General features: G+C 40.6%; 26 protein-coding genes and 1 tRNA gene. 16 read left to right on the plus strand and 11 right to left on the minus strand.

The window, feature by feature from the left end:
- Window positions 1-143: 143 nt before the first annotated feature.
- The 3 genes from M9899_03035 to grxB form a co-directional block, all read right to left on the minus strand.
- Window positions 144-1,391, minus strand: coding sequence for a hypothetical protein (locus M9899_03035; GenBank protein ID MCO5113130.1), 1,248 nt, complete (start codon window positions 1,389-1,391; stop codon window positions 144-146).
- Window positions 1,388-2,059, minus strand: coding sequence for a hypothetical protein (locus tag M9899_03040; GenBank protein MCO5113131.1), 672 nt, complete (start codon window positions 2,057-2,059; stop codon window positions 1,388-1,390). The genes M9899_03035 and M9899_03040 overlap by 4 nt, the downstream gene beginning before the upstream one ends.
- A gap of 755 nt (window positions 2,060-2,814) precedes the next feature.
- Window positions 2,815-3,480 (minus strand): glutaredoxin 2, encoded by a 666-nt coding sequence (grxB, locus tag M9899_03045; GenBank protein MCO5113132.1) that lies wholly within the window; start codon window positions 3,478-3,480, stop codon window positions 2,815-2,817.
- 228 nt (window positions 3,481-3,708) lie between these two features.
- On the opposite strand from grxB, the gene M9899_03050 reads away from it, so the two are divergent.
- Both M9899_03050 and M9899_03055 read left to right on the plus strand, forming a co-directional pair.
- Window positions 3,709-4,488 carry a murein L,D-transpeptidase catalytic domain family protein gene (locus tag M9899_03050; GenBank protein MCO5113133.1) on the plus strand — a complete coding sequence of 260 codons (780 nt, stop codon included), beginning with the start codon at window positions 3,709-3,711 and terminating at the stop codon, window positions 4,486-4,488.
- Between the two features lie 180 nt (window positions 4,489-4,668).
- On the plus strand, window positions 4,669-6,192 hold the full coding sequence (locus tag M9899_03055; protein MCO5113134.1) for an ATP-dependent DNA helicase: 1,524 nt from the start codon (window positions 4,669-4,671) through the stop codon (window positions 6,190-6,192).
- 8 nt (window positions 6,193-6,200) lie between these two features.
- Here M9899_03055 and M9899_03060 read toward each other — a convergent pair whose 3' ends face one another.
- The gene (locus tag M9899_03060; GenBank protein ID MCO5113135.1) at window positions 6,201-6,857 is read right to left on the minus strand and encodes a hypothetical protein; all 657 of its coding nucleotides are present in this window, start codon (window positions 6,855-6,857) and stop codon (window positions 6,201-6,203) included.
- Window positions 6,858-7,105: 248 nt separating this feature from the next.
- Window positions 7,106-7,351 (minus strand): hypothetical protein, encoded by a 246-nt coding sequence (locus M9899_03065; GenBank protein ID MCO5113136.1) that lies wholly within the window; start codon window positions 7,349-7,351, stop codon window positions 7,106-7,108.
- 285 nt (window positions 7,352-7,636) lie between these two features.
- Here M9899_03065 and M9899_03070 point away from each other — a divergent pair, with 285 nt between their 5' ends.
- Window positions 7,637-8,140 carry a hypothetical protein gene (locus M9899_03070; protein ID MCO5113137.1) on the plus strand — a complete coding sequence of 168 codons (504 nt, stop codon included), beginning with the start codon at window positions 7,637-7,639 and terminating at the stop codon, window positions 8,138-8,140.
- A 240-nt stretch (window positions 8,141-8,380) separates the two neighbouring features.
- Window positions 8,381-9,280: a hypothetical protein gene (locus tag M9899_03075; GenBank protein MCO5113138.1), complete on the plus strand. Its 900-nt coding sequence runs from the start codon at window positions 8,381-8,383 to the stop codon at window positions 9,278-9,280.
- Here M9899_03075 and M9899_03080 read toward each other — a convergent pair.
- The 4 genes from M9899_03080 to M9899_03095 form a co-directional block, all read right to left on the minus strand.
- The gene (locus tag M9899_03080; protein MCO5113139.1) at window positions 9,277-9,954 is read right to left on the minus strand and encodes a DUF4336 domain-containing protein; all 678 of its coding nucleotides are present in this window, start codon (window positions 9,952-9,954) and stop codon (window positions 9,277-9,279) included. The two genes, M9899_03075 and M9899_03080, sit on opposite strands and share 4 nt — an antisense overlap.
- 51 nt (window positions 9,955-10,005) lie before the next feature.
- Window positions 10,006-11,496 (minus strand): hypothetical protein, encoded by a 1,491-nt coding sequence (locus tag M9899_03085; protein ID MCO5113140.1) that lies wholly within the window; start codon window positions 11,494-11,496, stop codon window positions 10,006-10,008.
- Between the two features lie 244 nt (window positions 11,497-11,740).
- Window positions 11,741-11,827: transfer RNA gene (locus M9899_03090), tRNA-Leu, on the minus strand.
- 53 nt (window positions 11,828-11,880) lie between these two features.
- The gene (locus M9899_03095; protein MCO5113141.1) at window positions 11,881-12,171 is read right to left on the minus strand and encodes a hypothetical protein; all 291 of its coding nucleotides are present in this window, start codon (window positions 12,169-12,171) and stop codon (window positions 11,881-11,883) included.
- A 113-nt stretch (window positions 12,172-12,284) separates the two neighbouring features.
- Between M9899_03095 and queA the strand changes: the two genes are divergently transcribed.
- Window positions 12,285-13,349 carry a tRNA preQ1(34) S-adenosylmethionine ribosyltransferase-isomerase QueA gene (gene queA, locus M9899_03100; protein ID MCO5113142.1) on the plus strand — a complete coding sequence of 355 codons (1,065 nt, stop codon included), beginning with the start codon at window positions 12,285-12,287 and terminating at the stop codon, window positions 13,347-13,349.
- Between the two features lie 134 nt (window positions 13,350-13,483).
- Here queA and M9899_03105 read toward each other — a convergent pair whose 3' ends face one another.
- Window positions 13,484-13,780 (minus strand): hypothetical protein, encoded by a 297-nt coding sequence (locus M9899_03105; GenBank protein MCO5113143.1) that lies wholly within the window; start codon window positions 13,778-13,780, stop codon window positions 13,484-13,486.
- 250 nt (window positions 13,781-14,030) lie between these two features.
- Between M9899_03105 and M9899_03110 the strand changes: the two genes are divergently transcribed.
- Complete coding sequence (locus M9899_03110) at window positions 14,031-14,465, plus strand: PaaI family thioesterase (protein MCO5113144.1); 435 nt, start codon at window positions 14,031-14,033, stop codon at window positions 14,463-14,465.
- Here M9899_03110 and M9899_03115 read toward each other — a convergent pair.
- Window positions 14,462-15,184, minus strand: a complete 723-nt coding sequence (locus M9899_03115; GenBank protein MCO5113145.1) for an endonuclease — start codon at window positions 15,182-15,184, stop codon at window positions 14,462-14,464. The genes M9899_03110 and M9899_03115 overlap by 4 nt on opposite strands.
- 165 nt (window positions 15,185-15,349) lie before the next feature.
- Between M9899_03115 and tgt the strand changes: the two genes are divergently transcribed.
- The 10 genes from tgt (at window position 15,350) to M9899_03165 (ending at window position 26,148) form a co-directional block, all read left to right on the plus strand.
- Window positions 15,350-16,486: a tRNA guanosine(34) transglycosylase Tgt gene (gene tgt, locus M9899_03120; protein MCO5113146.1), complete on the plus strand. Its 1,137-nt coding sequence runs from the start codon at window positions 15,350-15,352 to the stop codon at window positions 16,484-16,486.
- Window positions 16,487-16,627: 141 nt separating this feature from the next.
- Window positions 16,628-16,963 (plus strand): preprotein translocase subunit YajC, encoded by a 336-nt coding sequence (gene yajC, locus M9899_03125; GenBank protein MCO5113147.1) that lies wholly within the window; start codon window positions 16,628-16,630, stop codon window positions 16,961-16,963.
- 1 nt (window position 16,964) lies between these two features.
- The gene (gene secD, locus M9899_03130) at window positions 16,965-18,677 is read left to right on the plus strand and encodes a protein translocase subunit SecD (GenBank protein ID MCO5113148.1); all 1,713 of its coding nucleotides are present in this window, start codon (window positions 16,965-16,967) and stop codon (window positions 18,675-18,677) included.
- Window positions 18,678-18,702: 25 nt separating this feature from the next.
- Window positions 18,703-19,665 (plus strand): protein translocase subunit SecF, encoded by a 963-nt coding sequence (gene secF / locus M9899_03135; protein MCO5113149.1) that lies wholly within the window; start codon window positions 18,703-18,705, stop codon window positions 19,663-19,665.
- Window positions 19,666-19,759: 94 nt separating this feature from the next.
- Window positions 19,760-21,367: a single-stranded-DNA-specific exonuclease RecJ gene (gene recJ, locus M9899_03140; GenBank protein ID MCO5113150.1), complete on the plus strand. Its 1,608-nt coding sequence runs from the start codon at window positions 19,760-19,762 to the stop codon at window positions 21,365-21,367.
- 15 nt (window positions 21,368-21,382) lie between these two features.
- Complete coding sequence (gene queC / locus M9899_03145; protein ID MCO5113151.1) at window positions 21,383-22,084, plus strand: 7-cyano-7-deazaguanine synthase QueC; 702 nt, start codon at window positions 21,383-21,385, stop codon at window positions 22,082-22,084.
- Window positions 22,074-22,682 carry a DUF366 family protein gene (locus M9899_03150; protein ID MCO5113152.1) on the plus strand — a complete coding sequence of 203 codons (609 nt, stop codon included), beginning with the start codon at window positions 22,074-22,076 and terminating at the stop codon, window positions 22,680-22,682. The genes queC and M9899_03150 overlap by 11 nt, the downstream gene beginning before the upstream one ends.
- A gap of 40 nt (window positions 22,683-22,722) precedes the next feature.
- A complete protein-coding gene (locus M9899_03155) occupies window positions 22,723-24,660 on the plus strand; it encodes a hypothetical protein (GenBank protein ID MCO5113153.1) in 1,938 nt (645 codons plus the stop codon).
- Window positions 24,661-24,729: 69 nt separating this feature from the next.
- The gene (locus M9899_03160; protein ID MCO5113154.1) at window positions 24,730-25,011 is read left to right on the plus strand and encodes a hypothetical protein; all 282 of its coding nucleotides are present in this window, start codon (window positions 24,730-24,732) and stop codon (window positions 25,009-25,011) included.
- Window positions 25,012-25,026: 15 nt separating this feature from the next.
- The gene (locus M9899_03165; GenBank protein ID MCO5113155.1) at window positions 25,027-26,148 is read left to right on the plus strand and encodes a CpaF family protein; all 1,122 of its coding nucleotides are present in this window, start codon (window positions 25,027-25,029) and stop codon (window positions 26,146-26,148) included.
- Window position 26,149 lies beyond the last annotated feature (1 nt).

The following is a 26,149-nucleotide window of genomic DNA, read 5'->3' on the forward strand; positions in this document are numbered from 1 at the left end:
ATGATTTTGCGTTCGCAAAATAACGCCAAGCCGAACTCGCATTTCGACCATATATACGAAAATTCAAGTTCTAAGTTCCAAATCCAAATTGAAAATCAATCCAAACTTCGGACACAAAAAAGCAAGCTTATGCTTGCCGTTTATCAGTTGGGGTAGCCGTAAAATTCTGTGCAGCGAGTGCGTGCGGAATTTGAGAGGCCCCATCTTAGGCTTTCATTGTCATTCGGGTGGAAGGAGATTTTGCCTGCGAAGAGTCCTTGTTTGAAACTAGCTAAATTGACGTCTCCTGCTCCTGTTTTTACTGGGCAGGCTTTATAGACTTGTTGTGCCTGCGATCCTGAAATTGTGCCTTTGGCGAAAATTACGGAAGCGTTTTTAAATAAAGTGGCGTCTACTTTTGCGCTTTGATTTTTTTGTACGATAGAAGCGTAATCTAATTCGAAGTTGCGATAGTTGTCTCTGATTCCGCTATCACGGCTTGGGGTGGAGTAGGTGTCATACTCTTGGTAGTTTAAACATCTACCTCCTACACCTCTGACAAACTTCACAGCATTAGTGACAATGCTCACTCTATCTTTGACTTCGTTGCAAATAGTATCAAAATTTCTTTTGGTCATCATATTTGGAGACTCAGTTACAGTTTGATGAATGCGTCTGACTTCTCTGAAAAACCCGATTTGACCTAATTTTTGGGCTAGGCTGTACTGGCTAAAATCCGCAAAATTTAAACTTTCTTGGGCAACACTAGCAAAACTTGGCAGTTTAGCGCGACGAAATCCCCAATGGTTTTTATCTACGCCTCCGTTGAGTGGCGCTTTAGTGAACATATAACTTTTATGACGGTTTAAAGGCAGACCCTTGTGCATGCGATCTTGTGTAGAGTAAAGCACATCAAAAGTTCCATCCACGTTAATGTTCTTCACGATATAAGTATGGCGAGTAAAATTCCCGTTTGTTCCCACTTTATACATAAATAAATCCCCAGGAGCGACTTCACGAACGGCTATCGGATAAGTGTCTTGATGAGCTAGACTTTCTGTCCCTAAACTTGAAGATAGAAAGTTAATAAACGCCGCGATCTTTTTGTCTCCACTAAGATGATTAAATCTGGTAGTGGCATTGGTGATCTTGCCCCCATTGACCGCAAAGTCTAAACCATTTTGATAAGAGAAATACACTTTTAAAGCGTAGTGGGCATCGGCACAGTCCATTTTTAACTTGGCGTACTCTCCACCCAGTTCTTTAAAAAACTGTGGCCCCACTTTGCTGGCAATCCACTGGGCATATCGATCTTGCCATACCGAGTTCCAAGATTTTTGCGCCACCCAAACTTGAGCTTGAGCAGAAAGTGTAAAGAATAATACGGTGAGAAAAAATATCACTTTTTTCATTTGTCCCCCATCACTTGTATATAAATATTAAACGATCCTGATTTATCTGTTTGAGCCCGAAGCTCCATAGATTCTAATTTTGCAAAGGACTCTTCACTTCGAATCCAGTCTTGAGCAAAGAGTTTTTGTTGTGCAGATAAGGTTTTAGACGCCTGATCATTGAACTTCATAGCTTCTAAATTCACTTCTCCGTCTTGTCCCACTACAATGACTGAAACCACATCTTTAACCCCACGCAAAAAGTTCACTTGATAAACTGTAGGTGTCGAAGACACCTCAACACCCTCTGCCACTAACTTATAACTTTTGCCAAAACGAGATTCCGCTTGCGACTCTGTTCTATCATTGAGCTGCTCAAAATCTACAAGAATACGCTCAACAGATGGTGACTCACTTACCGTACCTTGTCCCTGAGCACTTTCACTGGCCAGAGACACTGTGTCGTCTAAAGTGTCTGAACGTAAAATAGAATCCTGATCTTGAGACACCAAAGAGCCCTCATTCACCACCGCTCCATCTTTATTTAAAGAAGATGGGTCATTATTTTCTATTTTTGAATGTAAGATGGGAGGACTATAAGTGCGACCAGAATCTAAACCACAATATCTTTGAAACGCCACGAAGGCTATGATCGCAAGTCCTGCAATGACAAGTGTTCTGCCTAGCACTGTTTCCCCCAAAAACTACGTCCACGACTACCATCCTCCTAAATGAAGTCAACCGCCCCAAAGCCACTCATCATAGTTATAGAAAAAATTACCCACCCCTAACAGATTCTTAACCCACTTTGAACCGCTTTCACGTTCGGATGGCCTTTGTATTGTGTGTCTTTGTGAATTTGGTTTGGAATTTAGAATTTAGAATTAAAATTTGAAGATATATACTCAAAATGCTCAGACATGACGTTTGGCATGATTTTGCGTTCGCAAAATAACGCCAAGCCGAACTCGCATTTCGACCATATATCTTCAAATTTTAATTCTAAATTCTAAATTCTAAATTCCAAACCAAATTCACAAAGACACACAATACAAAGCCCTATCAACATTCAAGCACTCAAACGAGATACTTCACTAAAAAATAAATCTTCCTACAATAATGAAAGTAATGACCGAATACTAGATTTTCTTTTGATCAAAATACAAGGAAAGATCGGTAGCGCTTTTTTAATAAGTCATGATGATGAGTAAGCATCATTCCGCACCAACAGATCAATAAACTTATTCCTAGCCTCATTTGTCTGGGGTTATTGAGTTTGAATTTGAGCTTAGATTTTAGAGTTAGAATTCATATATATGGTCGAAATGCGAGTTCGGCTTGGCGTAGTTTTGCGAATGCAAAGCTATGCCAAACGTCACTGTCTGAGTATTTTGAGTATATATAAAACTAAATCCACAACCCCAACGGGCCACCCCCGCTTGGGCTATAAGGCTCTGTCGATATACAAATCGATTTTAGAGCGATCGGCCATTCTTTGTGTGTATTGGCTTACTTTTTTTGGGAAGTTTAAGTCGCTGACTGCGGTGAGGCTTCTTAAAGTGGAGAACACGTGGAAGTCGTCGATGTGAACTTGCTCACCAAGATTGTAAAGATTAGCGTTGTTATCCATAAAGCTTTCAAGTTGGGTTAATGATTTTGTGGCGAGTTCGATATATGTGTTTGTGTTTTTTAGGGCTTCGGTAAAGGGGCCGATGCTTTGTTTTTCTTTTTTGGTTTGGAAGTATTGGCGTGCGGATTCGGTTTGAAATTCGGGTAAAGGCATTTGGGTCCAACGGGGCATAGCAAGGTGGTAGGTGTACTGGCGTGAGCCTTGGAGCCACTGTGCGATTTCGGGACGGGGGCTGTCGTAAGTGACGATTCTTTTTTCCCCATAGTTTTCATCAATAAATTTAATGATATCCAAACTTTCTGGCATAGGGGTTTTATCCTCTTTGATCAGAATAGGAACCATCTTTTGACCAATAAGATCAATCGGTGTTTTTTCATCATCGTTGTCTAAAGCTTCAAGCTCCACAGGTACATTTTTAAGTCCAAAGATCATGCGAGCCTTAACGCAATAAGGGCAATGGTCATAATAATAAAGTTTCATCTGTTTTCTCCCTCAAATTTTGAATGTCTCATTTTAACCCAGGACCGTCTGGGGGTAAATGCAAGAGCAATCAGTCGAAAATTTATACAGTTTCAAAATACTTCAGGTGAGGATCAGACCTGTATCCCCAGAGATCAAAGTCTAGGTGTGTTTTATCCGCCAGAGACCTTGGTCTTGCTCCTCCTGCTACCGAACTAAGGTGTGGCAGCAAGAAAAGGGGAGCTAAGTATGAAGAAGTTTTTAAAAATACTTATTGTATGTACGTCAATATCGCTTCTAGCAGCATGTGATTTGGATGATTCATTATCTGGTCGTATGGTGGGCGAAGACCAAACCGCAGAACGTGATTTAAGTTCTGAACAACCAGGTGAAGAGGATTCTAATACAGACGACAACTCTAATTCACAAAACGAAGAAGATCCAGATTTGGAAGATCACCTTAACGAAGATACCACAAACAACGAGCGTATGCGTTTGGTGGATAAAGTTTTGAAAAACTCAAATGTCAGTGCGGATGCTCTAAATCGTGCAGTGGACTACTTTGATGCTAATAAATCTAAATTTTCTAATAAAAGATATATGGCGATTGTGGATTTCACACAGCATTCAGGCCGCAAAAGACTTTATATTATTGACCTAGTAGATGGAAGTGTGGAGCAGTTGCATGTGTCGCATGGTTCAGGTTCTGATAAAAATCATGATGGCTATGCGGAAAGTTTTTCTAATGTGAGTGGCTCGCATCAGTCTTCATTAGGTTTTGTGAAATCAGCAGAAACTTATTACGGTAAACGCGGCTACTCTTTGCGCTTGGATGGTTTGGAATCTAGAAACAGCCGTGTGCGCAGTCGTGCGATCGTGATCCACGGTGCAAGTTATGTTGACCCTTCCCTAGCTAAAATGGGACGCAGTCAAGGTTGTCCTGCAGTGACCATGTCGCGTAAAGATTCTGTGATCAATCGCTTAAAAAATGGCGCTTTGATTTACCTCTACCACGCCTCAAACCCCTAGTAATAGGGGCTTAGACTATGATGACCAAAGTCATTTTATAAAAGAGTCATAAATTCTAGCCAACCCTAAAGAACTGTGGTCCGATGATGTCCGCAAAAAGAAAAAGAGAGAGGTCTTAAGGCTCTCTCTTTACGTTTTGGGATGGGTGGCTCCTTGCAGAGATCGCAAAGAGCGGGGTTAATGATGCATCAGATGTTGTCGTACTTTAATTTAAAAAAATTCAGGAAGGGTCAAGAGGAAATCTTGGCGTCCATTCTTAAAGGTCAGGACACGGTCGCTGTGATGCCTACTGGTGGTGGGAAGTCCTTGTGTTATCAGTTGCCTGCACTTCATTTGCAGGGCCTAGTGATTGTCGTAAGCCCTTTGATTGCGTTGATGAAAGATCAAGTTGAACAATTACAAAAGCTGGGGATACCTGCAGGATGTTTGTATTCGGGCCAGTCTTTTGAAGATAAAAAACAAGTGTTTCATGATATTGCAGCCTCTGACACCTATATTTTATATTTATCACCTGAACGTGTTCAAAACCCTGGCTTTGGGCCATGGATTCAAGAGCAGAATGTAGTTTTATTTGCCATTGATGAAGCTCATTGTGTGTCGCAGTGGGGGCCTGATTTCCGTGAGGATTATCATAAGCTTAAAATTTTACGTCAACTCATGCCTGATGTCCCACTTTTAGCTTTAACAGCTACGGCCACGCCAGAAGTTCTAGAAGACATTTGTCAGCAACTGAAAATGCCTGATGCCAGTCGCCATGTGTACGGTTTTTATCGGTCTAATTTATATTATCAAGTGGAATTGTGCGAGGACGAAGATGATAAGCTTGCTTACTTGTTAGGGGCAGTAAAACAAACACCTGCGGGTAAAATTCTTATTTATTGTGGAACAAGAAAACAAACTGAACAGCTGGCAGATTGGCTAAGTGCACAGTTTGATCAAGTGTCCTATTACCATGCGGGGCTTGATACAGAGATGCGTAAAAGCACGCAAGATAAAATTGCCCGTAATGAAATTCGTATTCTATGTTCGACCAACGCTTTTGGTATGGGGATAGATTATCCTGACGTCAGACTTGTAGTGCATTACCAGATGCCCGCAAATATAGAATCCTTTTATCAAGAGATGGGACGGGCAGGGCGAGACGGTGAACCAGCAACCTGTCTTTTGCTTTACGCTAAAAAAGATAAAGGTTTGCAGTCCTTCTTTATTCACTCTTCCAAGGCGGCACAAAGTGTTTTAAGCCGCAGATGGGAAGGGTTAAATGCGTTGACCCACTTTATTGAAGGGGGAGAGTGTCGTCATGCTGGCATTCTGACTTACTTCAAAGATACAGAAAGAAAAGACTTTTGTAATCACTGCGATGTGTGCGCTCCAGAGTCAGAGCTAAAAAAATATCCTGAAGCTTTACCTCGAAAAAAACTAGTTAAAAAAGTCAGTAAAAAGAAAAAAGAAGAACTGCAAGGCATGGTTCTTAAAGATGCCGAAGCCAAAGCCCGTCACGATAAACTTAAAGAGTGGCGCCGTGTGTTTGCAAAAAATCATGATATGCCTGCGTTTATTGTTTTTAGTAATAAGACACTTGTGGATATTTCTAATAAAAACCCTCAAGGTTTAGATGAATTAGAAACAGTATATGGTTTAGGCCAAACTAAGATTGAGCATTATGGGGCTCAGATTTTAAAGTGTTTAAGTGAAGCGCAATAGTTTTTGACTTAATTATGATTATTTAAAAAGTTTTTAATAAAGTCTTCTTTGGCCAAATAGTCTATGCGGTGATGATTGCCGATGAATTTATAAAAATGCAACTCACCAGTGGAAGTGCTAATAAGAATGATACGGCCTTCATTTCCCAGTTTTTTGAGCTCCATCAGTTTATATACGACTCCATTTATCTCTTTTTCTACAGCATGACCACCCGTGAAAGCTTTAATGCCATTTTGTCCTTGTTTTTTAACTAAACCACGAAAGATAAGAGGGAATACGCTCTTGCGGTATATGCTGTCGGTTTGGTTAAAAAGGTCAGCAACTTCTTTACTAAAGGTCACTCGCACTGGACCTAGTTCAGGAATAACAGAGTTGTAGGTCAATTGAGGGAAGAGGGGCTCGGTTGTAAAAAGATAGCGATGCAATTCTGTAACAGGAACCATATTGATGTCTACAAGCTCTGCAAACTTTTTTTCAAAGGCATCAATTTCAGTGGTGTACTTCATAAGGCGTTCCATATCTTTGTCATTCAGATCGCCTTTTTTGATAAATTCATTCACCAGCTCTTCAAGTCGATTCATCAATTTTTGCACTTGTCTTTGAGTTTGTGGGCCAGCGGTTTGTAAACCTTGTTCTATTTTTAAAAATCGAATTTGCATTTCCATGATTAAATTCTGTTGGGGAGATACAGCCTGTTCAGAGGATAAAAATGGGACACACAAGGGACTTGCCTGTACGTGGGATAAGAAGCTCAAACTGATTAGAAAAACACATAGGTTTATGACCCCAAAACGCATTAAAGCTCCTTCATCTGGCCTTGTCTTCAAAACTAGTGCCACATCCCCCGCTTTATAAGGGGAGAGACGTGGCAAAAATGGGCTTTTATAGCGTTTTTATTTGATTTGGCAAGGTTTTATTTACCTCTATGTTGAAAGTTAATGGTGTGCCTAAACCACCAGATGGTGATGAAGAAGCAGCACACGCCAGCACCAATGAAAAACACACTGGTAGGTACAAATAGCATCTCTGCCCAGCTGACGTTGTTTTCGTGAGTCCTATAGAAGTAATAAAGCGAAAAAAATGTCAAAACAGGGAGTATCACCAGTGCTATGGGCATGATGAATTTTGCAAGGACATGGGTTTGTTCTTTTTCGTTCATTTTGGGCCTCCTTTTTTAGATGGCCCCACACGAATCTTACTTAGGTGTATATAAAGTTGGCTTTAATGGGGCCACTCCTATCTACATTACTATTGTGCTCCAGATGGCTTTAAAAGACTTGATGATAATGTGATGAAAAAAAGTTGTTTTTAACAAATTTCCTGAAGTCTACTTTTGGGCCTTTAAGGGGCAATATATGGCATCTAAACCCAAATTGTTGGCTAAAGTTTTGCACAGGATCGCGGGTCATCTTTAAATTAAAAAGAACCCAAAAGGAGTCTCAATATGTTGAGTTTAAGAGTTTTACTTGTAACGATTTTTGTCCCTCAATTGGCTTTTGCCTTTTCTTCTGCATTCGCATCGCAATTTTGTGATGAAAATCCAAACAATGATTATATTACCCCTAGAACTGTCAATGAAAAGAACCTCAAAGAGATCTGCGATCTAGAGCGTGAGCAAGAAGCCATTATCAAAAAGTACAGTCAACAAATTGCTGCTATCAAAAAAAATCTAATACATAAGGTGTATATTAACGCTTACGATGTAGATTCAGCTCAATCAAAAAGCGTGATGGAGAAGGTTATTTTCTCTATTTTACCTAATGCGCAAGTGGAAACGAATGCTCAATACACAGAGTTTGTTGTGGAGACTTCGCAAGACAAAGCCTATGAACTTCTAATGGCTGTTCGTAATCAAAGAGAAATATCTCAATCTAACCTTGCAGTCAGCACAGAAATCGTAGGTGCGGGATTTAAAAAGAAACAATTCTCAATCACTAACTCAAACTAGCTCATCGAAAAAAAGTTCTTTGTAGTTGAGCGCAACGGCTTGTCGCCTCAGATGGACTTGAAAAGAACTAAGTTACTTGATGAATCTACTTGTGAGCTTATAGTTGATTAAAATCTAAAAATTTCATATTTAACTGACATCAATAAAAGGGAGCCGAATTTTTCGCTCCCTTTTTTATAGAAATACTAAGCGTTCTTATATAAGCTATTAAGATGAGTCTTTTAAAAGGAAACTTACAACATGTTTGCATTCGAGCTTAAGAAAAAGGACCTGCATCATTATATTCAACAGATTTATCCTGGCTCCATTATATCTGACAGCAGTAAATCAGATAGAGCTAGAGAAGAAAGGGTAGAAGTGGATTCCCTTGGTCTTACGGGTAAGCTATTCATATTAGGTAATTGTTATGCGCAACCTAGGCTAAAAGTTGAAGCAAAGTTGGACTCATTTCCCATCTGCTATTGGCAGGTGGAGACTATGGTGCGTCCAGAAAAAGCTTCTGATCCTGAAATGGCTGTAGAGATTGGAGTTATAGTTAAACTGAGTGGAATGCCAAATAAAAATAAAATCAATGTATTTGGAAAAGAAATGACCCCTCTTATGGAAGTAAAAGGTTGGGAGAGTTTCCTTCTTGTAGGATTTATTTTTATGATTTTATTTGCACTTACTACATCTACCACTTACTTTTTTTTAATGGGAGAATTTCTAGCTGCGCGGATAGCTGGAGGAGCATTAGTCTTAATCCTTGGAGGCTGGGTTGTCGGTCATAGACTGGCGCATGATAGAAATCAGGAGAATAGAGCTAAGTTAAAATATATAATGCAGCAAGAGCCCAATAAGGCCTTTGAGGATTTGATTGTCGAAGGCGACATTCATTCCCCACAAGCCAAATCCCTAGTTGTACTTGCAGCCAAGGCTCGTAAAAAATTCCCTGAACTTAGACTTGCTTTTTGTTGGACCAATGATGCTATTTACATATATTTACGAGAAGTAAATATAACAGGGTCATACACGATATTTGCTCTTAAAAACAAACGATTTAAAACGGTCAAAAAAGCGTGGCACCAAACCCACCAGGTCACAAAGTTTGTTATGTCTTTGACTAAAGATCTTCAAAAGCAACCGATCACTAAAAATTAGAGATACGCCGCAACGAAAGCGCTCTTTCCATCAGTAGGGAGAATGTGACCATGGGCTACAATCACACGGTCAAAATCCCATTGGCTGATCTTTTCCATTGAAGCTTGGAATTTTTTTCTATCTTTAATGAGTAACCACTTTTCTAATCGTGATAATCCAAATTTGCCAAAGCTACCTATGGCACTAAAAAAAAGTTTAGTTCTCCACGATGTGCCTTCGCAAACATGTAAGGCTGTGTCGGTCAAAATCAAAGTACGGCTATTTCCATGAAAGAAAGCCACTTCATTGAACATCGGTGCCCCTTGAACAAGGAGATGTTCGATCATGGGATTCCATGGTAAAGAGGGATCATCTGTGATTATTCTATCAAAGATGAAATCAGATCGCTTGGTTTCCAAACCTGGCGCACAAAAAAATTGTGCTTGTGGATATGCGTTTCGAAAATCGTTGATAAAAAGATGGTGCCATTTGTTTGGGGCCACAACATAAGTGACTCGTCCCATGGCATCAAGCTGTGCACGAATCTCTTCGGTCAGTTTTACGGGAGAATGAACAAACAGAGTGCCTTGTTTATCTAGATCAATCACAGTCATTCGTGTACCCAGCTCAATACCCATAAGCTTTAAGTCTTGGGTCCAAATTTCAACACCTGGAGCAATTTTTTGATGAGTCATACTTCTATCATTCACTAAAAACGCAGAAATGGGAATAGTATTAGTGTGCTTTTAAAATCCAGGACGATATTGCCCGTCTTGAGGAAAGTCGTGGTTATAGCAGACTATGTTTACGCCATCACAGGGTAAATCTTTAGGATCAACGGGATCGGGTGTGGACTCAATGGTGCTACGGTTGGTGTCTTCCACACCCCAATGAATTTTTAAAATATGAGAACTTGAGTTTAAGTGATAAGTTAATTTTTGATAAATAGGTAAAGCGAGAGGAATCCAACTGCTTTGCAGTCGCCATTTTATTAAAGCTGTGCCAGATTTTTCAAAGTTATCAATAGGGGACAAAACTTCACCTCTGAAAAAATAATCCACATCTACAGGGTTTTTGAGTTGGCTTTTAAATGCTAAAAAAGTAACGCCTGATTCGTAAAGTGAAGGATTGTATAGGGCTGAAGCTTTACTAATCGGCCAAACATTAAAGGTGTCGTTACACAGCTCTCTATTGGCTGACCCAGGCGCGGCACTGCAAGACGGACCTGAATATGATTTTTCAAACCAAGCTTGGGCATTATCTGTAAGCCCTGAATATTTAGATCTATTTGCGAAAGAAACAGTATAAAGATCAGATTCTGCGAGATACAACCAATCAAAAGCAGAAGCATAATAAGACGATGTGAGGTCTTGCATTTCTTTGTGCATGATCTTTCTAAAGAGGGTTTGGACTTCTGCTGACAACCACTTATAAATGGGTTCACTGTGACCACTCTTAAGATTTCTGGTTGGAAATTCAATTTGAGCCCGAGCATTTGTTTCCACAAAATTGGGGTGACCTGGTATTTCACGCACCAGAATTTGAGGGATGGCCACAGTTTGGCCTTTATTTAGAGTAATGGGTTTATTTAATAAGTTTACACCTAAGGGTGCTGAATAAGTATCGGGATTAGGTAGTCCTTGATGTAACATAGCATTTTTTAGGTCTTCACCTACCCAGCCCACATGACCAAAACGGTAGTGATATTGACACACTTCGCCCTCAATGTCCCAGTGATTACCTGTATCCAAATAAGAGTTTCCTCCTCCATCAATTGTGCCAGTTTGAATACGACTTAATGCCACCCTTGTGATTTTAAAATTATCTTTTGGGGCGCGATAATAAGGTAAGCGGCTACGGATAATCCCTTTATGTACACCACAAGTTTCTCCTGGTTCACAAGTGCCGTTTCCGTTACTATCTACGAGTACAGTGATTTCTGGTTGGGTGGGGCTATAAATAAAATGTCCCAACATATTGGCTTTAATATCTTCTCCAGGGTGGCCAGTATGTGGTTCTGCATGAGGAGCCCAAGGAAAGAGATACAGTTTAGCTCCATAGGTTTCGCTGGCGCCATAAATATGAAGGGCTTGCGGTTCACCTAGACCATCAGTGGTCACTTTGTAATCCATAGGAAAAGCCTCTGCGATACTGCATGTTTTGGTTTTGCCACCGCCACAAGAAGTGAGGATGAAGCTGCTTGCAATCAAACAAAGTGCATTTAACTTTTTATACATATCTATATCTTCTTTGTTGCTGATTGTAAGTCAATCTTGTCTTTAGTCTTGGGCTGGTACGAGAGATGCACTTCAGGTTAAATATAGGCTAATTGAGACAGGCAGAATAGTATCGGGACATTTTGTCCCCATACTTGAAATTGGGACAAAGCCGAGGCTACAATGCCTTATGTAAGGGGAGCGTTTCGAGAGATTTAAAAGATTTTGATTTTTTTAGCTATGCTGGTTCGCAGATCTTGACATTTGGTGCGCCGAAAAGGACTTGAACCTTCACCCCGTTGCCAGGACCAGCCCCTCAAGCTGGCGTGTCTACCAATTCCACCACCGGCGCATTCACGTAGGCTTGAAGCTATATCATGAGTTTAAGACCAGTCAAATTTAAATTCACTTACACGAAGGATGATTCACAATCCCATCTTCACATTGTGCAAGGGTGTGGGTGCTTCTGAGATAGTCGCGCACTTTGGTCTCGTGCTTTTGCCCGCCAGAAATGTCTACGCGCACAAGCATAAAGCGATCGCCTTCTGTATCACATTTGCAAAAATGCGAATTAGTACTTGTGGGTGTTGTCGCCGCAGGCAGAGTGGAGTGGGAATGTCTTTTAAACGCAAAAGCCACATGAGCAGGCATAAGAATCAGTGCTAAGGCGATTAGATTTGTAAAAAACACAGACATTAGGATCTCCTTATCCTTACGTACAATGACACTAGTGGTTTTTTTCATTGCCTGTCAATGAGATCAAAGCCATAAGGTAAAAATCATAGTGTAACCCTGTCTTGGAGCCCAATTTGAGCCTGACCAAATCAGATTTGATGTTTGATTATCCCGAAGAGCTTGTGGCCGTTCGACCACAAAAACCTCCTCGTGTGTTATGGAAACAAAAAGACAAAGCCCCCCAAGAGATCGCTTTTTCAGACATAGCTCAAGTGTTTCGCGAGGGGGACCTTCTAGTGATCAATAAAACCCAAGTGCTGCCTCGACGACTCTTTGTGGGGGAGTTTGATATTTTGTTTCTGAATGCTTTAGACTCTCATACTTGGGAAGTGCTTTTCCCTGCTAAAAAATTTCATGTAGGCAGTCAGTGGAATTTGCCTGACGGGGTGATTTTGACTCTAAAACAAAAAGGCCGTCCGCAAGTGGTACAAACTAACGTAGAACTGACAGAAGAGTATTTTGCTCAATATGGAAGCTTTGCTTTACCCCCTTATATCCAACAGGCCCGTGGAGAGAGAAAACCTTTAGCAGAAGATAAGCAGTGGTATCAAACCAGTTGGGCTGAAGTGCCTGGAAGTTTAGCTGCGCCTACAGCCAGCTTGCATTTTTCCAAAGAAGATTTAAAAGCTTTGCAAAATAAAATTCAAATTGCAGAGGTGATCTTGCACGTGGGCCTTGGCACCTTCTTGCCGATCACAGCAGAGGATTTAAACGAACACGAAATGCACTCGGAATTTGTCGAAATTCCCAAACATACCTTAATGCTGATTGAAGAGACTAAGGCCCGAGGGGGAAGAGTATGGGCGTTAGGCACCACAGCCTTACGCGCTTTAGAATCTTACCCTAGGGGACATCTTCAAAAACTGACCACAGAGAGGGATGCAACAGAAAAAGTATCTATAGCTGTAGAATCTACCAAAGACAGCGTGCATGGTTTTACGAACTTGTTTTTAAAACCAGGAGACGAGTTCCTAGTTTGCGATGGCCTTCTGACCAACTTTCATCAGCCTGGCTCCACATTGATCTGCTTGGTGTCGGCTATGGCAGGGTATAAAGAAGTGATGAGTGCCTACGAATGGGCTATAGAAAATAAGTTTCGTTTGTTTTCTTATGGTGATCTTAGCATTTGGGAAAAATAGAAATCTTTACTGTTCACTTGAGTGATCGCGTCCCACCTTCTCTTCAGCGTTAAAAAATGAAAGACTATAATGTAATAAAGCCCCCAGAATTTGGTTCTGCGGGCTTGCTCACTAAAACTAAAGTGGGGTCAAAATTAAGCAGCAGTTTTTTTCACAGCTGGGAATAGTATTCCTCGATCTAAAAAGCACTTTTCGCAGGCCTTCCAAAAGCTTTCTTTTAACTTGGCTTCTTTTTCATTAAAGCGAATTTTTGGAAACTGGTTGCCTTCGAAATTGATGGCAAATTGATTGGCGTTGCAGACGCGGACTACTTTCATTAAAATATTGAAGTGGGGTTCAGTAAAAGTGCCGTCCACTAACATACTTCTTAAGCCTTTTTCTGGAGTTGATGATAAAAACCCGTATAAACCTTCTGTATCATATTGACTCATGGACACCTCTTTGTTCATACAGTTTTATCGGTGATTTTAAACAAGACTTAAGTCGTAAGGTATGTTGGAATAAGAAAGCCGAAACAGTAGGTGTCTGTATGGTGACTTTAAAAGCGTTTAAAACCAAGATGTCTTTGTGGTGAATTGAGAGAAGGCATATAGAGCCACTCATTGTTTGAGAGTGTTTAAAATTGAGACTTTAAAATCAGCTTAAAGATAGGGTAAACAAAAATAAAGGCGAGAGGTGACCATGGCAAAATGTAAAGACTTTAGAGGACACGAAGAGGCATTAAAACAGAGCTTTCAAAATGGTCTGTCACAAACTCTAGGAGTTGAATTTTTAACGGCTTATGAAGACGGGCTTGAAGTGAAGGTAGAGGTCTCTGACAGACACTCGCGTCCAGGTGGTATCGCCAATGGGGGGCTTGCTTTAGCACTTTTAGAAACTGTAGGTAGTATTTCAGCTTACGCACAGATTGATGGTGCTACGTCAACAGCCATGGGTGTATCTGTATCTATGAATCATTTAAAAGCAATAAGAATTGGCGAGACCATCACTGCGCGCTCAAAGGCGGTTCATATCGGAAGGTCCACTCAGGTTTGGGATGTGGAAGTGAGAAACTCTAGTGCTGAACTCACTTCCAGTGGTCGGATCACAATGATCGTGATAGCTCGTAAAGCCTAAAAATCAGAAATGGCATTCACGTATTCAGGATGCTCAATAAATGGATTGATGTTGCCTTGAATCTGAGAAATCTCTGTGTTGCGCTCAATCTCTTCGTAATCTACGGGGTCTTCTTCGTGCCACTGACGTAATACTGCTTCTTGGGTGGCGTCAATTTTTAAACCGTAGCGAATAGAAAAGTAAAATAAAGCACGCGCTACATTGCCTTTGTGAGCAGCGGGTGGTTCAAATACCAATTGTCCTTGAGCGTTTCTACCAATTTTTGAGGTTTGGCATTTTAAAACTTTTGTGGGCTGTTCAACAATACCGAAGGGATGGTTCCCTCGGATGCTGTTAAGCTCTGAATCTGTGGGAAACAAATGATGTAAGTCAGACTTTTGCATTCTGCGGTCACGGCCCCCAAATTTACTTTGAGGCCAAGTGTGTTCCACATTGATGACAGCGTTATTGGGAACTTTACCTGGCCCAGGAGCGCGGTACTCCTTTTCACAATACACATCAGTGATGAAGTACGTGTTATTTGTGCGTTCTAAGTAAAGATCACCTAAAAGGTCTTTGCGAGCTGAGCTGTAACTGACCGAGTGATGGCTGTTGGATGCCACCTGCTCTAGATGGCTGATCAGTGCAGCTTCATTATTTGTATTTGTGACTTTGGCAAACGCACTTGTCCCAGCAAGCGATAAAATAAGATAGAAACTTGTTAGCAAGTTAAATCGCATTCTTTTCCCCCTTTAAGTATGCTCTTAACTAAATTGTTTCAATGAAAGGCTGAGGGGTCAAGACAGAGGCAGATCGTAACGAATTCCTAACAGACCTTAAAAAACCTTACTTATTACAGTCTACATGGCTTGCCTTTCCACTTAGAGACAAGTATCTAAAGCGTCATGAGTTTGACGCTAAAACATTTCGCCTTAGAGGCCACTTCTGGACAGGCCAGAGCCGCAACACTAAAGACCGCTCACGGAGAAATTCAAACTCCTGTCTTCATGCCTGTGGGGACAAAAGCCACAGTAAAAAGCATGACTCCTCATGATTTAAAAGACATTGGTTCTCAAATTATTTTGGGAAACACTTATCATCTGCACTTGCGTCCCACAGAAAAACTCATTGCCCAAATGGGAGGACTGCATAAGTTTATGAACTGGGATCAGCCCATTCTGACTGACAGTGGGGGCTTTCAGGTGTTTTCTCTTTCAAAGTTAAGAAAGATCACTGACGATGGCGTGGAGTTTCGTAGTCACTTGGATGGCACAAAACTTTTTATCTCGCCAGAAAAGAGCATGGAAATTCAAATGGACTTAGGGTCTGACATCATCATGGCCTTTGATGAGTGTCCTCCGTATCCGTGCACTAAGGATGAGCTTTATAAGGCGATGGATCGCACCATCAAGTGGTTACGACGTTGTAAGGATCGCATGACTCGTCCCGAGAGCCTTTTGTTTGGAATTGCCCAAGGGGGATTGGATTTTGAAGCGCGAAAAATAGCCATCGAACAAGTTGCAGAACTAGACCTGCCTGGATACGCCTTGGGAGGATTCAGTGTGGGCGAGCCCATGCCGTTGATGCATGCACTATTGCCTGAAGTTGTCCCTTTGATGCCCGCAAATAAACCTCGTTATCTAATGGGAGTGGGGAAACCCGAGGACCTTTTGATTGGGATCAACAGTGGGATTGATATGTTTGACTGTGTGATGCCTACAAGAGTGGCAAGAAATGGAATGCTGTTCACTTGGAATGGCCCTATCAACATTAAACGCAAAGAATTTCAGCTTGATGAACGCCCTATAGATGAAGAGTGTGGGTGCTATACTTGCACAAACTTTACGCGTTCTTACCTGAGGCACTTATTCTCTGTGGGCGAGTTGCTCTCCTTCCGCCTGAATACCTTACATAATCTGTATTTCTATCATGACCTGATGAGACAGGCGCGTGCGGCCATCCTCGAAGACCGTTGGGAGAGTTTCTTTACAAAGACTTTAACGCGCTTAATTAGAACTCCCCATGCTACTCAAGAACAGTAATAACAGTATATTGCTCAGAAATTATAAGAGCATCCTTTGTAATGGCCGAACTTTTTAAGTCAAAACAGAGGGCGTATTTGTTGTTTATATCGTCACCGTTATAAACCTTACTGAAAACACAAACTATATATAGGGGTTATTATGCTATTTTTTATCAACTCCGCCCTAGCACAAGAGGCGGCAACGGCGTCACCAGAAACTCTACCCAAACCCAGTCTTTTATTGCAGTACTTTCCCTTTATTATCATTTTCTTTGTATTTTACTTTTTGATTTTAAGACCGCAGGCCAAACGTGCTCGTCAGCAGGCTGATTTCCATTCTTCGTTAAAAAAAGGCGATAGGATTTTGACCTCTGCAGGAATTTTAGGAACAATTGAAGGCGTTACTGAAAAATATGTGGATGTCAGTCTTAATGACGAAGTCCGTGTTAAGATGTTGAAGTCCCACATTTCTTCACTTGCTAAAGAGGTAGAATAATATGTTTCAAAACCAAAAGGTTCGTTGGGTTGTCGTTATGGTCACGTTTTTCGTGGCACTATACTGGTATTTGCCCAACATTTTAGATGCAAAAAAGTTTACATTCTTGCCCGATTCTAAAATCGTAAAAGGTTTAGATATTCAGGGTGGGATTCACCTTGTCTTGGGTGTCGATGTTAAAAACTTTATGATTGAAAAAACTCAAAGACAGGCGCGTTCACTCGCAGAGGACCTTAAAAAAGAAGGCCTTGCAGGTGTGGAAGTGGTTTACTCTGCTACACCCAAACCTTCTTTTATTGTAAAGACAGCAAGCGCGGCGGATTTGTCAAAGGCCAAGTCTTTTATCAATAAAAACTATCCATCTACTTACCAAGCCATCAATAACGAACCGACTCAAGCCCACTTCACGTATTTTGATAGTGTGGAGCGTGAGCAAAAAGAAAGAGTTGTGGGTCAAGCCATTGAAGTGATCCGTAACCGTATTGATAGCTTCGGAACGCTTGAACCGAATATTTCTGCACAAGGAACAGATCGCATTTTAGTTCAGTTGCCAGGGATTGAAGATTCAGAAAAGGCCAAACAACTTCTCAACACCACTGCAAAGTTAGAGTTCATGATCATCAGTAATGAAGTGGACAGTGGAACTTTAGAATCATGGGTGAATGAGGTTGAGTCGAAAGGACATTACACTTTAGGGGTGACTAACGAAAACGGTCTTGAGTATGCCCAATACATTAAACGCATCAATGAGGATTTAGCCGATCGTTTACCTAAAGACACTGAGATTGTCTTTGAAATGTTACCTAATGTGTCTTCGTTGACAGAAGGTCGTGTGCCTAGATTGGCAAAGAACGATCAAATAGTTACAGGAGACATGGTTGATGATGCTTACGTAGGGCGAGATGGCCAAGCGGGCGGACGTCCTATCGTGCTATTTTCAATGAGTGTAGAAGGTCGTAAACCTTTTGGAGAAATCACAGGCAACAATGTGAATAAACCTTTGGGTATCGTTTTAGATAAAGTTCTAAAGTCAGCACCTAATGTCAGTACAAGAATTACAGATTCGGGTCAGATCTCATTAGGAAACGGTAATCATGATGAAATTTTTGAAGAGGCTCAGTTTGTGTCTCGTACACTGAGAGCAGGTGCACTGCCTGCAAGCTTGCAACAGCTTGAAGAGCGAACTGTAGGACCCACACTAGGGGCTGACTCTGTTCGCAAAGGAGCAATTGCAGGGATTATGGGTGGTCTCATGATCGTTATCTTTATATGCGCGTATTATGGAATTTTAGGTTTCATTGCGAGTTTAGCTTTGGGACTAAATATTTTATTGTTGCTAGGTATTTTATCTACTTTGGGAGCGACACTGACCTTACCTGGTATTGCAGGTATTGTGCTGACCATGGGGATGGCTGTGGATGCCAATATCATTATTTTTGAAAGAATTAGAGATGAGCTTCTAAAAGGAACAGGTCTAAATGCGGCGATCAATGATGGTTATAAGCACGCATTGTCTGCGATTTTAGACTCCAACATCACAACTGCAATTGTCTGTATAGTTTTACTTAACTACGGTACTGGACCCATCAAAGGGTTTGCAGTGACTTTGATCTGCGGTGTGATCACTTCTGTGTACACTGCCGTGTTTGTTTCTAGAACTATTGTGAACTTTGCAACTCAAAAACTAAAACTGCAAAAAGTAATAAGATACTAAATTAAATAAATTAAAAAGGAAGAACATGTCTCAATATAAAAGTATCAAAGATTTAAAATTGGATAAGGACTATGGAATTTTTGATTTCATGGGTAAGATTCCTGTATTTAGTGGCCTTCTTTTTGTACTTACAATTCTTGCGCTAGGGGTGATCTTTATAAAGGGTTTCAACTATGGGATTGATTTCTCTGGCGGTGCTGAAGTTCAAGTGAAGTTTGAAAAGGACGTTCCTGTTTCTGATCTTAGAAATCTCACTGAAGAGCTGGGTTTTAGATCAGCCTCTGTGCAGTCTTTTGGTGATGAAAATGAATATTTGATTCGTACACAAGCTGAAGCCGAAGGCACCGATGAAGAGATCAATACTGCGGCAACGGCAACTACAAAAGCTCTAGCCGATGGAATTGTCACTCGTTTTAAAGAGTTCAGCCCTGATATTCGACGTGTAGACACCGTGGGACCTCAGGTGGGAACAGAATTAAAAAGAAATGGTTTGTTATCTGTATTTTACAGTTTGATTTTAATTTTGATTTATATCGCTCTAAGATTTGATTACAAATATGCCCCAGCTTCTGTGATTGGTCTTTTAAATGATGCCATCATTACAATGGGAATTTATGCAGCATTGGGTAAGGAGCTTAATATTCAAACTCTTGCTGCGATTTTAACAGTGATCGGATATTCGTTAAACGACACCATCATTAACTTTGATAGAATCAGGGAAAACATTCCTGCGTTCAAAGGAAAGCCTTTGGCACTTGTCATTAACCGCTCTTTGAATGATGTGATCTCAAGAACCATGCTGACTTCGCTAACGACGTTAATGGCGATCATCACCTTGTACTATATTGCAGGTGGAGTCATTAAAGACTTAGCTTTCACACTAGGCGTGGGGGTTATTGTTGGAACTTTTTCAACTCTTTATGTCGCTGCCCCCTTAGTGATTTGGGCTGATAAGATCCAAGACAGGTTGGAGAAAGCAGGAGCCTAAGATCGAAGACTTAAAAGCACTTTATAAAGACCTACCTTCAGCATTAGAACGTCTTCTTAAAGCAAGAGGATATCTAGATTGTGAAGAGTGGGATTTGTTGTTTCGACCAAAACTGAGCCAAATTAAAAGTCCAATGTCCATTGATCAAATGGACATTGCTGTGGATAGACTTACACAAGCCTATGAAAACCAAGATCCCATTTTAGTTTATGGGGATTTTGATTTGGATGGTTCGTCAGGCGTGGCGCTGATCTTCTCGGGTTTAAAAGCCCTGGGATTTAAAAATATTTTTTATATACAACCTAAGCGTTTGAGTGAAGGCTATGGTTTTCACAAAGATATTGTTGAAAAGTATAAAGATAAGGTCAAACTGATTGTCACTGTGGATGTGGGCATTACAGGTCGAGAGGCTACAGCCTATGCCAAAGAACTAGGGATTGATGTGATCGTTACCGATCACCATCTACCTGAAGGACAACTGCCTGAGGCCACGGCCATTCTTAATCCTAATAAAGGGTTTTGTCGTAGTGGTCTAAAGCATCTTTGTGGCGTAGGTGTGGGGTACTATTTAGTGCTTGCTGTGTGGATGCGTTTTAAAGAACTGGGTTGGATGAAGGAAGAGGATTTTGATCCTAAATCGATTCTGGATCTGTTTATTATAGGAACCATCACAGATCTTGTTCCCATGGTGGAAGAGAATCGAGTTTTAGTAAAACATGGTCTTCACGTCTTAGAAAGAACTAAACGAGCAGGCTTAAAGGCATTGATGTATAAGCTTGGGCTTGTGGGCAAACGCCTAAGCTCTCAGGATATTGGCTTTAGATTAGCTCCAAAGCTCAATGCTTTGAGCCGAATGGATAAAGACTTACTTCCTATTGAAGTTCTTTTGTGCCAAGACGAAGTCAGTGCGCAGAGGATGGTGGACCAAGTTTTAGCCCTCAATAATGAGCGTTTACAGCTACAGAAAAAAGCCGAGGCCATGGCCTTTGAGCGAGACTTTGAATCTGAAGATCTATTTAGTTTTGTTTATGATGAAGAATTTCATAAGGGTGTGATTGGTCTTGTCGCCACTAAACTCTCTCAAAACTATAATAAGCCTGCGTTTGTAGGGAGTGTCAGAGGGCATAAGGTGTTTGGAAGTGCAAGAATGCCTGATGGTTTGGGGTTGAATCTGGTCGAAATCCTTTCTTTTTGCCCCAGCTTAAAAAAATTCGGCGGCCATCAACAGGCCGCAGGTTTTGAGCTTGAACTGAGCAAAGCCGAAGATTTTAGAAATGAACTCAGACGTTTCTTTCAAGTGCACAAAGAAGAAAATGGCGACTTTGGTGTTTTGGACTATGACACCAAATATGACATTGAAATTTCAGCCACGGAACTGACTCCTCAACTGTTAAATTGGATGCAAAAATTAGAACCTTATGGTGTGGGATTTGAAGTCCCTGTATTTAAAGTGACCGAGCTTAAGCCTGTGATGATCAGAGTGCTTAAAGAAGCGCATTTAAAAATGCAATTGGTCTCTTTAAAACATAAAGAAGTGTCACCCATTGATGCCATTTGGTTTCACCACTCTTTAAGTGAAGAGCAATTGGATCAGTTGATTGATCAAAAGCTAGATATTATTGGCAGTCTTGAATGGAATGAATATATGGGTAAAAAAACACCTCAATTCCTAATCAAAAGTGTCTCTATTGATGATTTGTAATGTGAAAGGGCAGACATGAAGGCGGTCGTACTTTTAAGTGGAGGATTGGACTCTTCAGTCAATCTCTATGAAACTTTGCAAAGATATGAAGTGGCTTGTGTGTTGACAATCAATTACGGTCAGAAAGCCCTAGAACAAGAAGTTCAAAGTGCAAAGATACTATGTCAGAAACTTAAGTTAAAGCATCAGATTTTAGATCTAAGTTGGCTAAAGGATGTGAGTCCTTCTAGTTTAAATCAAAGCCATCAAGACATTCCTGACTCTAGTATGGTGGACATCAATTCGGTTGCACAGTCTCAAGAGAGTGCTAAATCTGTGTGGGTGCCCAATCGCAATGGTTTATTCCTTAATGTGGCTGCCGCAGTGGCAGAAGGCTTAGGGGCTAAGCTAGTTGTTCCTGGATTTAATTTAGAGGAAGCCCAAACCTTTCCTGATAATTCCGAGGCTTTTTTACAGACATTGAACCAAAGTTTTGAGTATTCTACGCAAAATCATGTTAAAGTTTTTTGTTTTACAACTGACCTTAATAAAACCCAGATTATTCAAAGAGCCATAGATTTGGGTTTAGATTTAAGTGATTTATGGCCTTGCTATAGAGGACAAAAAGAATGGTGTCTAGACTGTGAGTCTTGCTTGAGATTTGTAAGAGCTTGTAAGGCTATAGATGTAGACGTGCAAGAGTTAAGGGCTAAAAGAGGAAGTAAAAATGCAATATAAATTTATCCCAGAAGAAATGACCTATGATGGGTCTCAACTGTGTTCCCTCTATGCGTACTTAAATCAAGGAGTGCTAGGGGATTCTGTACTCGCTTGGGTAGGAAAGTGTGACATCAGTGTTGATAAAATTGTAGATGCCGAAGACTTATTGGCAGGACATAAAATTTATTCCGAAAAGATGCTCCACTTTATTGTTGAAGTTTTTGATATACCTTTGTTTTCTATGGCCTGCTTGCAGAGACTTATGGGTGATTTGGCCAGAGATTTGATCTATCAAAAAACAGGACAATTTCTTGTGCGAAAAGGCGATGACCTATATTTGATGCAGACAGAGTCCAAGGGGGCTCACCACCCAGCCTTTGAGCCTGTCAAAGATAAAGACAAAAAGCTCAATATCAGTATCGCCACCAAAAGCCCTACGTCAGCACTTATGCACTTTGGAGTCAACGTCAGCACCAAAAACACTCCTGTGAAGACCTGCGGGCTTGAAAGTTGGGGTATTGACCCTAGAAATCTTGCGGATGAATTGGCCGCGGCCTTTATACAAGAGATTCTGGGCCTTCGTCGTGCCACTCAAAAGGTGAGATGGGTTAAATAGTTAGCGCATAAAAGCCGATAGGCCATTGATGAAACGGCCGTTGAAAACAGTTTTAAAATACTTAAAAAAACATGGTGCCAGAGTCTTTTTGATGGCTCTTGGTTTTGCTGTGTTGCTCGCCTTACTACAGTTACAAGTGTTTAAAAAAATTGAACAGGATTATCAAAGAAATACAGCCCACTTGCTTTATGCTCCAGCGCCTGAAAATTCTCCTGTTGCTAATATTTATTTGGATGGAACACAAGGTGCCAAAGCTCTAATGGCCGAGCTTACAGACTTGGTAGCACAAATTAAAAAGAAATCCCCAGAAGAGCTTTTTGTGGTGATTGATCCCAAAGAACTTAAAGCGTGTAAGCAACTCAGCGCCAATTTTCAAGGTGTGACTTTTATTTTTAAAAGTGCGGATCTTGATAAAGACTGCTTGGTGCATTTTCGTAAACAGAATATTAGTTTCTTAGGTTTAGAGAATTTTTCATTGGATTTGGGCAAAGGGGAGCATATTTATGTTAAAGATGCCGCCTCAGAAATCTATAATCAGTTTGAAAAAGTACCCAATTCTAAGTTGCAAATGAACATGGCTTTGGCATTTACACGTATTCCACAAATTGATGGCAGAGAGATTTTAAAATCAGGGACTAAAAAAATCATGTCTCATGGTCATCATATTGTAAGTTTAAAAAATAAAACGGTCTTTGTGGGTTTTAATACCCAAACTCTCAAAGAGGGTATGGGACAGTATATCGGTGCAGGAGTCAGGTCTTCGGATAAGCCCTATACACTAAAAAGTGAAACTTTGTCTGAAGATTTTAAACTGAGCAACTTATACTTCCATTTGCAAGAGGGTGCGTTTTTAAAAGCTACAAGTCAAAACCTTCAATATGCACTTTGGGCTTTGATCTATTTGCAAGTGCTATTTGCTATTTTATATTTTGGCCCCATGATGTCCGTGTTGACTGTAAGTGCTGTGGGGCTTGAGGTTTTGGTTCTGACCGCCGTCCTTCCAGTGGTCCTTAATTTTAACCTACCTATGAGTTATGGTTTAATTGCCATCGTTTATGCTACGATCTTTGCGCAGTCGTTGAAACGACATGAACAAGACAAAGTGATTAAGCGAACACAAAGACTTTTAAATGCCAGAAGTCAATTCAACAGACAGATTTTGGAAAATCAGCAGACTCAAGCTCCAAAAGCCAGTCAAGAGCCTCAATCTCATGCTGATTTTGATAGATACTTCACGCAGTTAAATGTGGTAGATTCAGTACACGGGGTAGTGATACCTGATATTACGGAAGCGACCAATACATCTGAAAGTTCAGTATCTCAGCCGTCTAAAAAGATTTTTGTCAATGTGGACGTTAAACATAGCGCGGACCAACCAAGTCCACAGTTTAAAATTTTAAAAGACACTCATGTCGTACCGCAAATTAAGAGTACTGATAAGCTTGACCCTCGATTTTCTATGATTCGTAAGCCTAAAATTACGGACACGACAAAGACGACAAGTACTGCGAATGCTAGTGTTAAAGCTTCAAGTGCTACAGCAGAAACAGTTCCAGCAATGGTGCTGAATTTTAAAAATCTATTTGCTAATAATTTGAAACGTAAAAATTTAAATTTTGAAGTATTGGGTGTTCCAAAAGCTTCAATTGTGGAGACTCAAAGTCAAAATTCTAAAAAGAAAGAGTTATTTTTTGAAGCGCTTTGTATTCAAGTGATCAATGATTCTGTCGAGGGTTCTTCCATTGAGTTTTCTTCTCATGATAAGGAAGATTATGTGATTTACGTTTTAAGCCATAAAAGTACGAAGCAGTTTAACTACAAACAGTGGTTAAAAAATGCGGCGTTTTTTGAAGGGATCGCTTCAGAGCTTAAAACACAAGGCATCATTATTTATCAGAATTTTAATACAGAGTCGGAATATCATGACCTAGCTATTGGCTTTAAAAAGATCAGTTCACAGGCCTCTAAGGTGGCTTAGTGAGAAGAGGGATGTATTTTACAAAAGAAGAGACTGTTCCGATACGTACTTTAAGAGAGGGAGGCTTTTATGAAAATTTGTGGTGATCTCAAGGTGTATTATGACGTCTTGGATGAAATGGGTGCGATTGAGCCTTTATTAAAGAATGCGGATTGGAATCAACTTCAAGAACTTAAAGAAGCACGAGAAGAGGACTTTGAGGAATTATTAACTAAGATCAATCAACTTTCAAATGAAAAGCAACAGATCAAACGAGCCTTAGGATGTTATGACTCTCAGATGATTCTATTTTTTGCTATGGAAGTTGCTAAAGAATTTGCAGATTTTCAAAACAACAAACAGTACCACTAGGTGGAGTGAACGCACGTGTCTGACACTAAAAAGGATGCAGCATTATTATTTCGTGAGGCCATGAAGAACTATTTGCGCCCTATTTATCATCTTTTAGATGATGATAAGGTGACGGAAGTTCTGATCAACAGCCACTCAGAAATTTTTATTGAGATCGGCGGTAGAATGCATCCCACAGATGTTCGTTTTGATAGTGAAGATGATGTGCGAGCTGCTGCGAATATTATTGCGCAATTTGCACAAAGAAGAATTGATGATGAAAACCCAAGACTGGATGCGCGTCTGCCTGATGGTTCGAGGGTGCATATTGTAATTCCACCCTGCGCTTTTAAGGGTACCACAATTGCTATTCGTAAGTTTTTTAAGTCAGATATGACATTCAAAAAGTATGTGCAATTGGGTGCGATGTCCATTGAAGGAGCGCAGTTTTTAGATACATGTATGAAACTGGGAAAAAACATCCTAGTCAGTGGAGGTACGGGTTCTGGTAAAACAACATTATTGGGACTCTTGGGTTCACGTATCCCTTCAGGTGAACGAATTATTGTGATCGAAGATGCTAAAGAATTAAAAATTGATTATGACCATGTGGTCTTTTTTGAAACCCGAATGGCAGATAAACAGGGTAAGGGTGAGGTGACGATTCGTGATCTTGTGATCAGTAGTCTTCGTCTTCGTCCAGATCGAATCATTGTGGGTGAGGTGCGTGGTTCCGAAGCTTTAGAACTGGTTCAAGCTATGAACACAGGTCACAAAGGCTGTATGGGAACGGTGCATGCTAACACTCCAACAGAAGCGATGGTGAGACTTGAAGCTCTGGCTCAAGGCGGAGATGCAAAGATCAGTGAAAAGGCTTTAACGATGCAGATATCTTCAGCTGTGGATATCATTGTTCAGGTGACTCGTTATTCTGATGGGTCTCGTCGTATTTCCGAAATCGCAGAAGTGATGGGCTTAAATGAAAAAGGGGGCTATGAAACGCGTCCTATTTTTAAAGTAGGTCGTTTAGTAAAGCAGCCAAATGGTAAACTTAGTGGCTCTATGGACCCTTGCCATTTACCCACATTCCTAGATGAAATCAAAGACAACGGAATTCCTTTCCCGTTACAGTTATTTAAAAATAAACAAGCAGCCTAGC

This window comes from Pseudobdellovibrionaceae bacterium, from assembly GCA_023954155.1.
Classification (GTDB): domain Bacteria; phylum Bdellovibrionota; class Bdellovibrionia; order Bdellovibrionales; family UBA1609; genus JAMLIO01.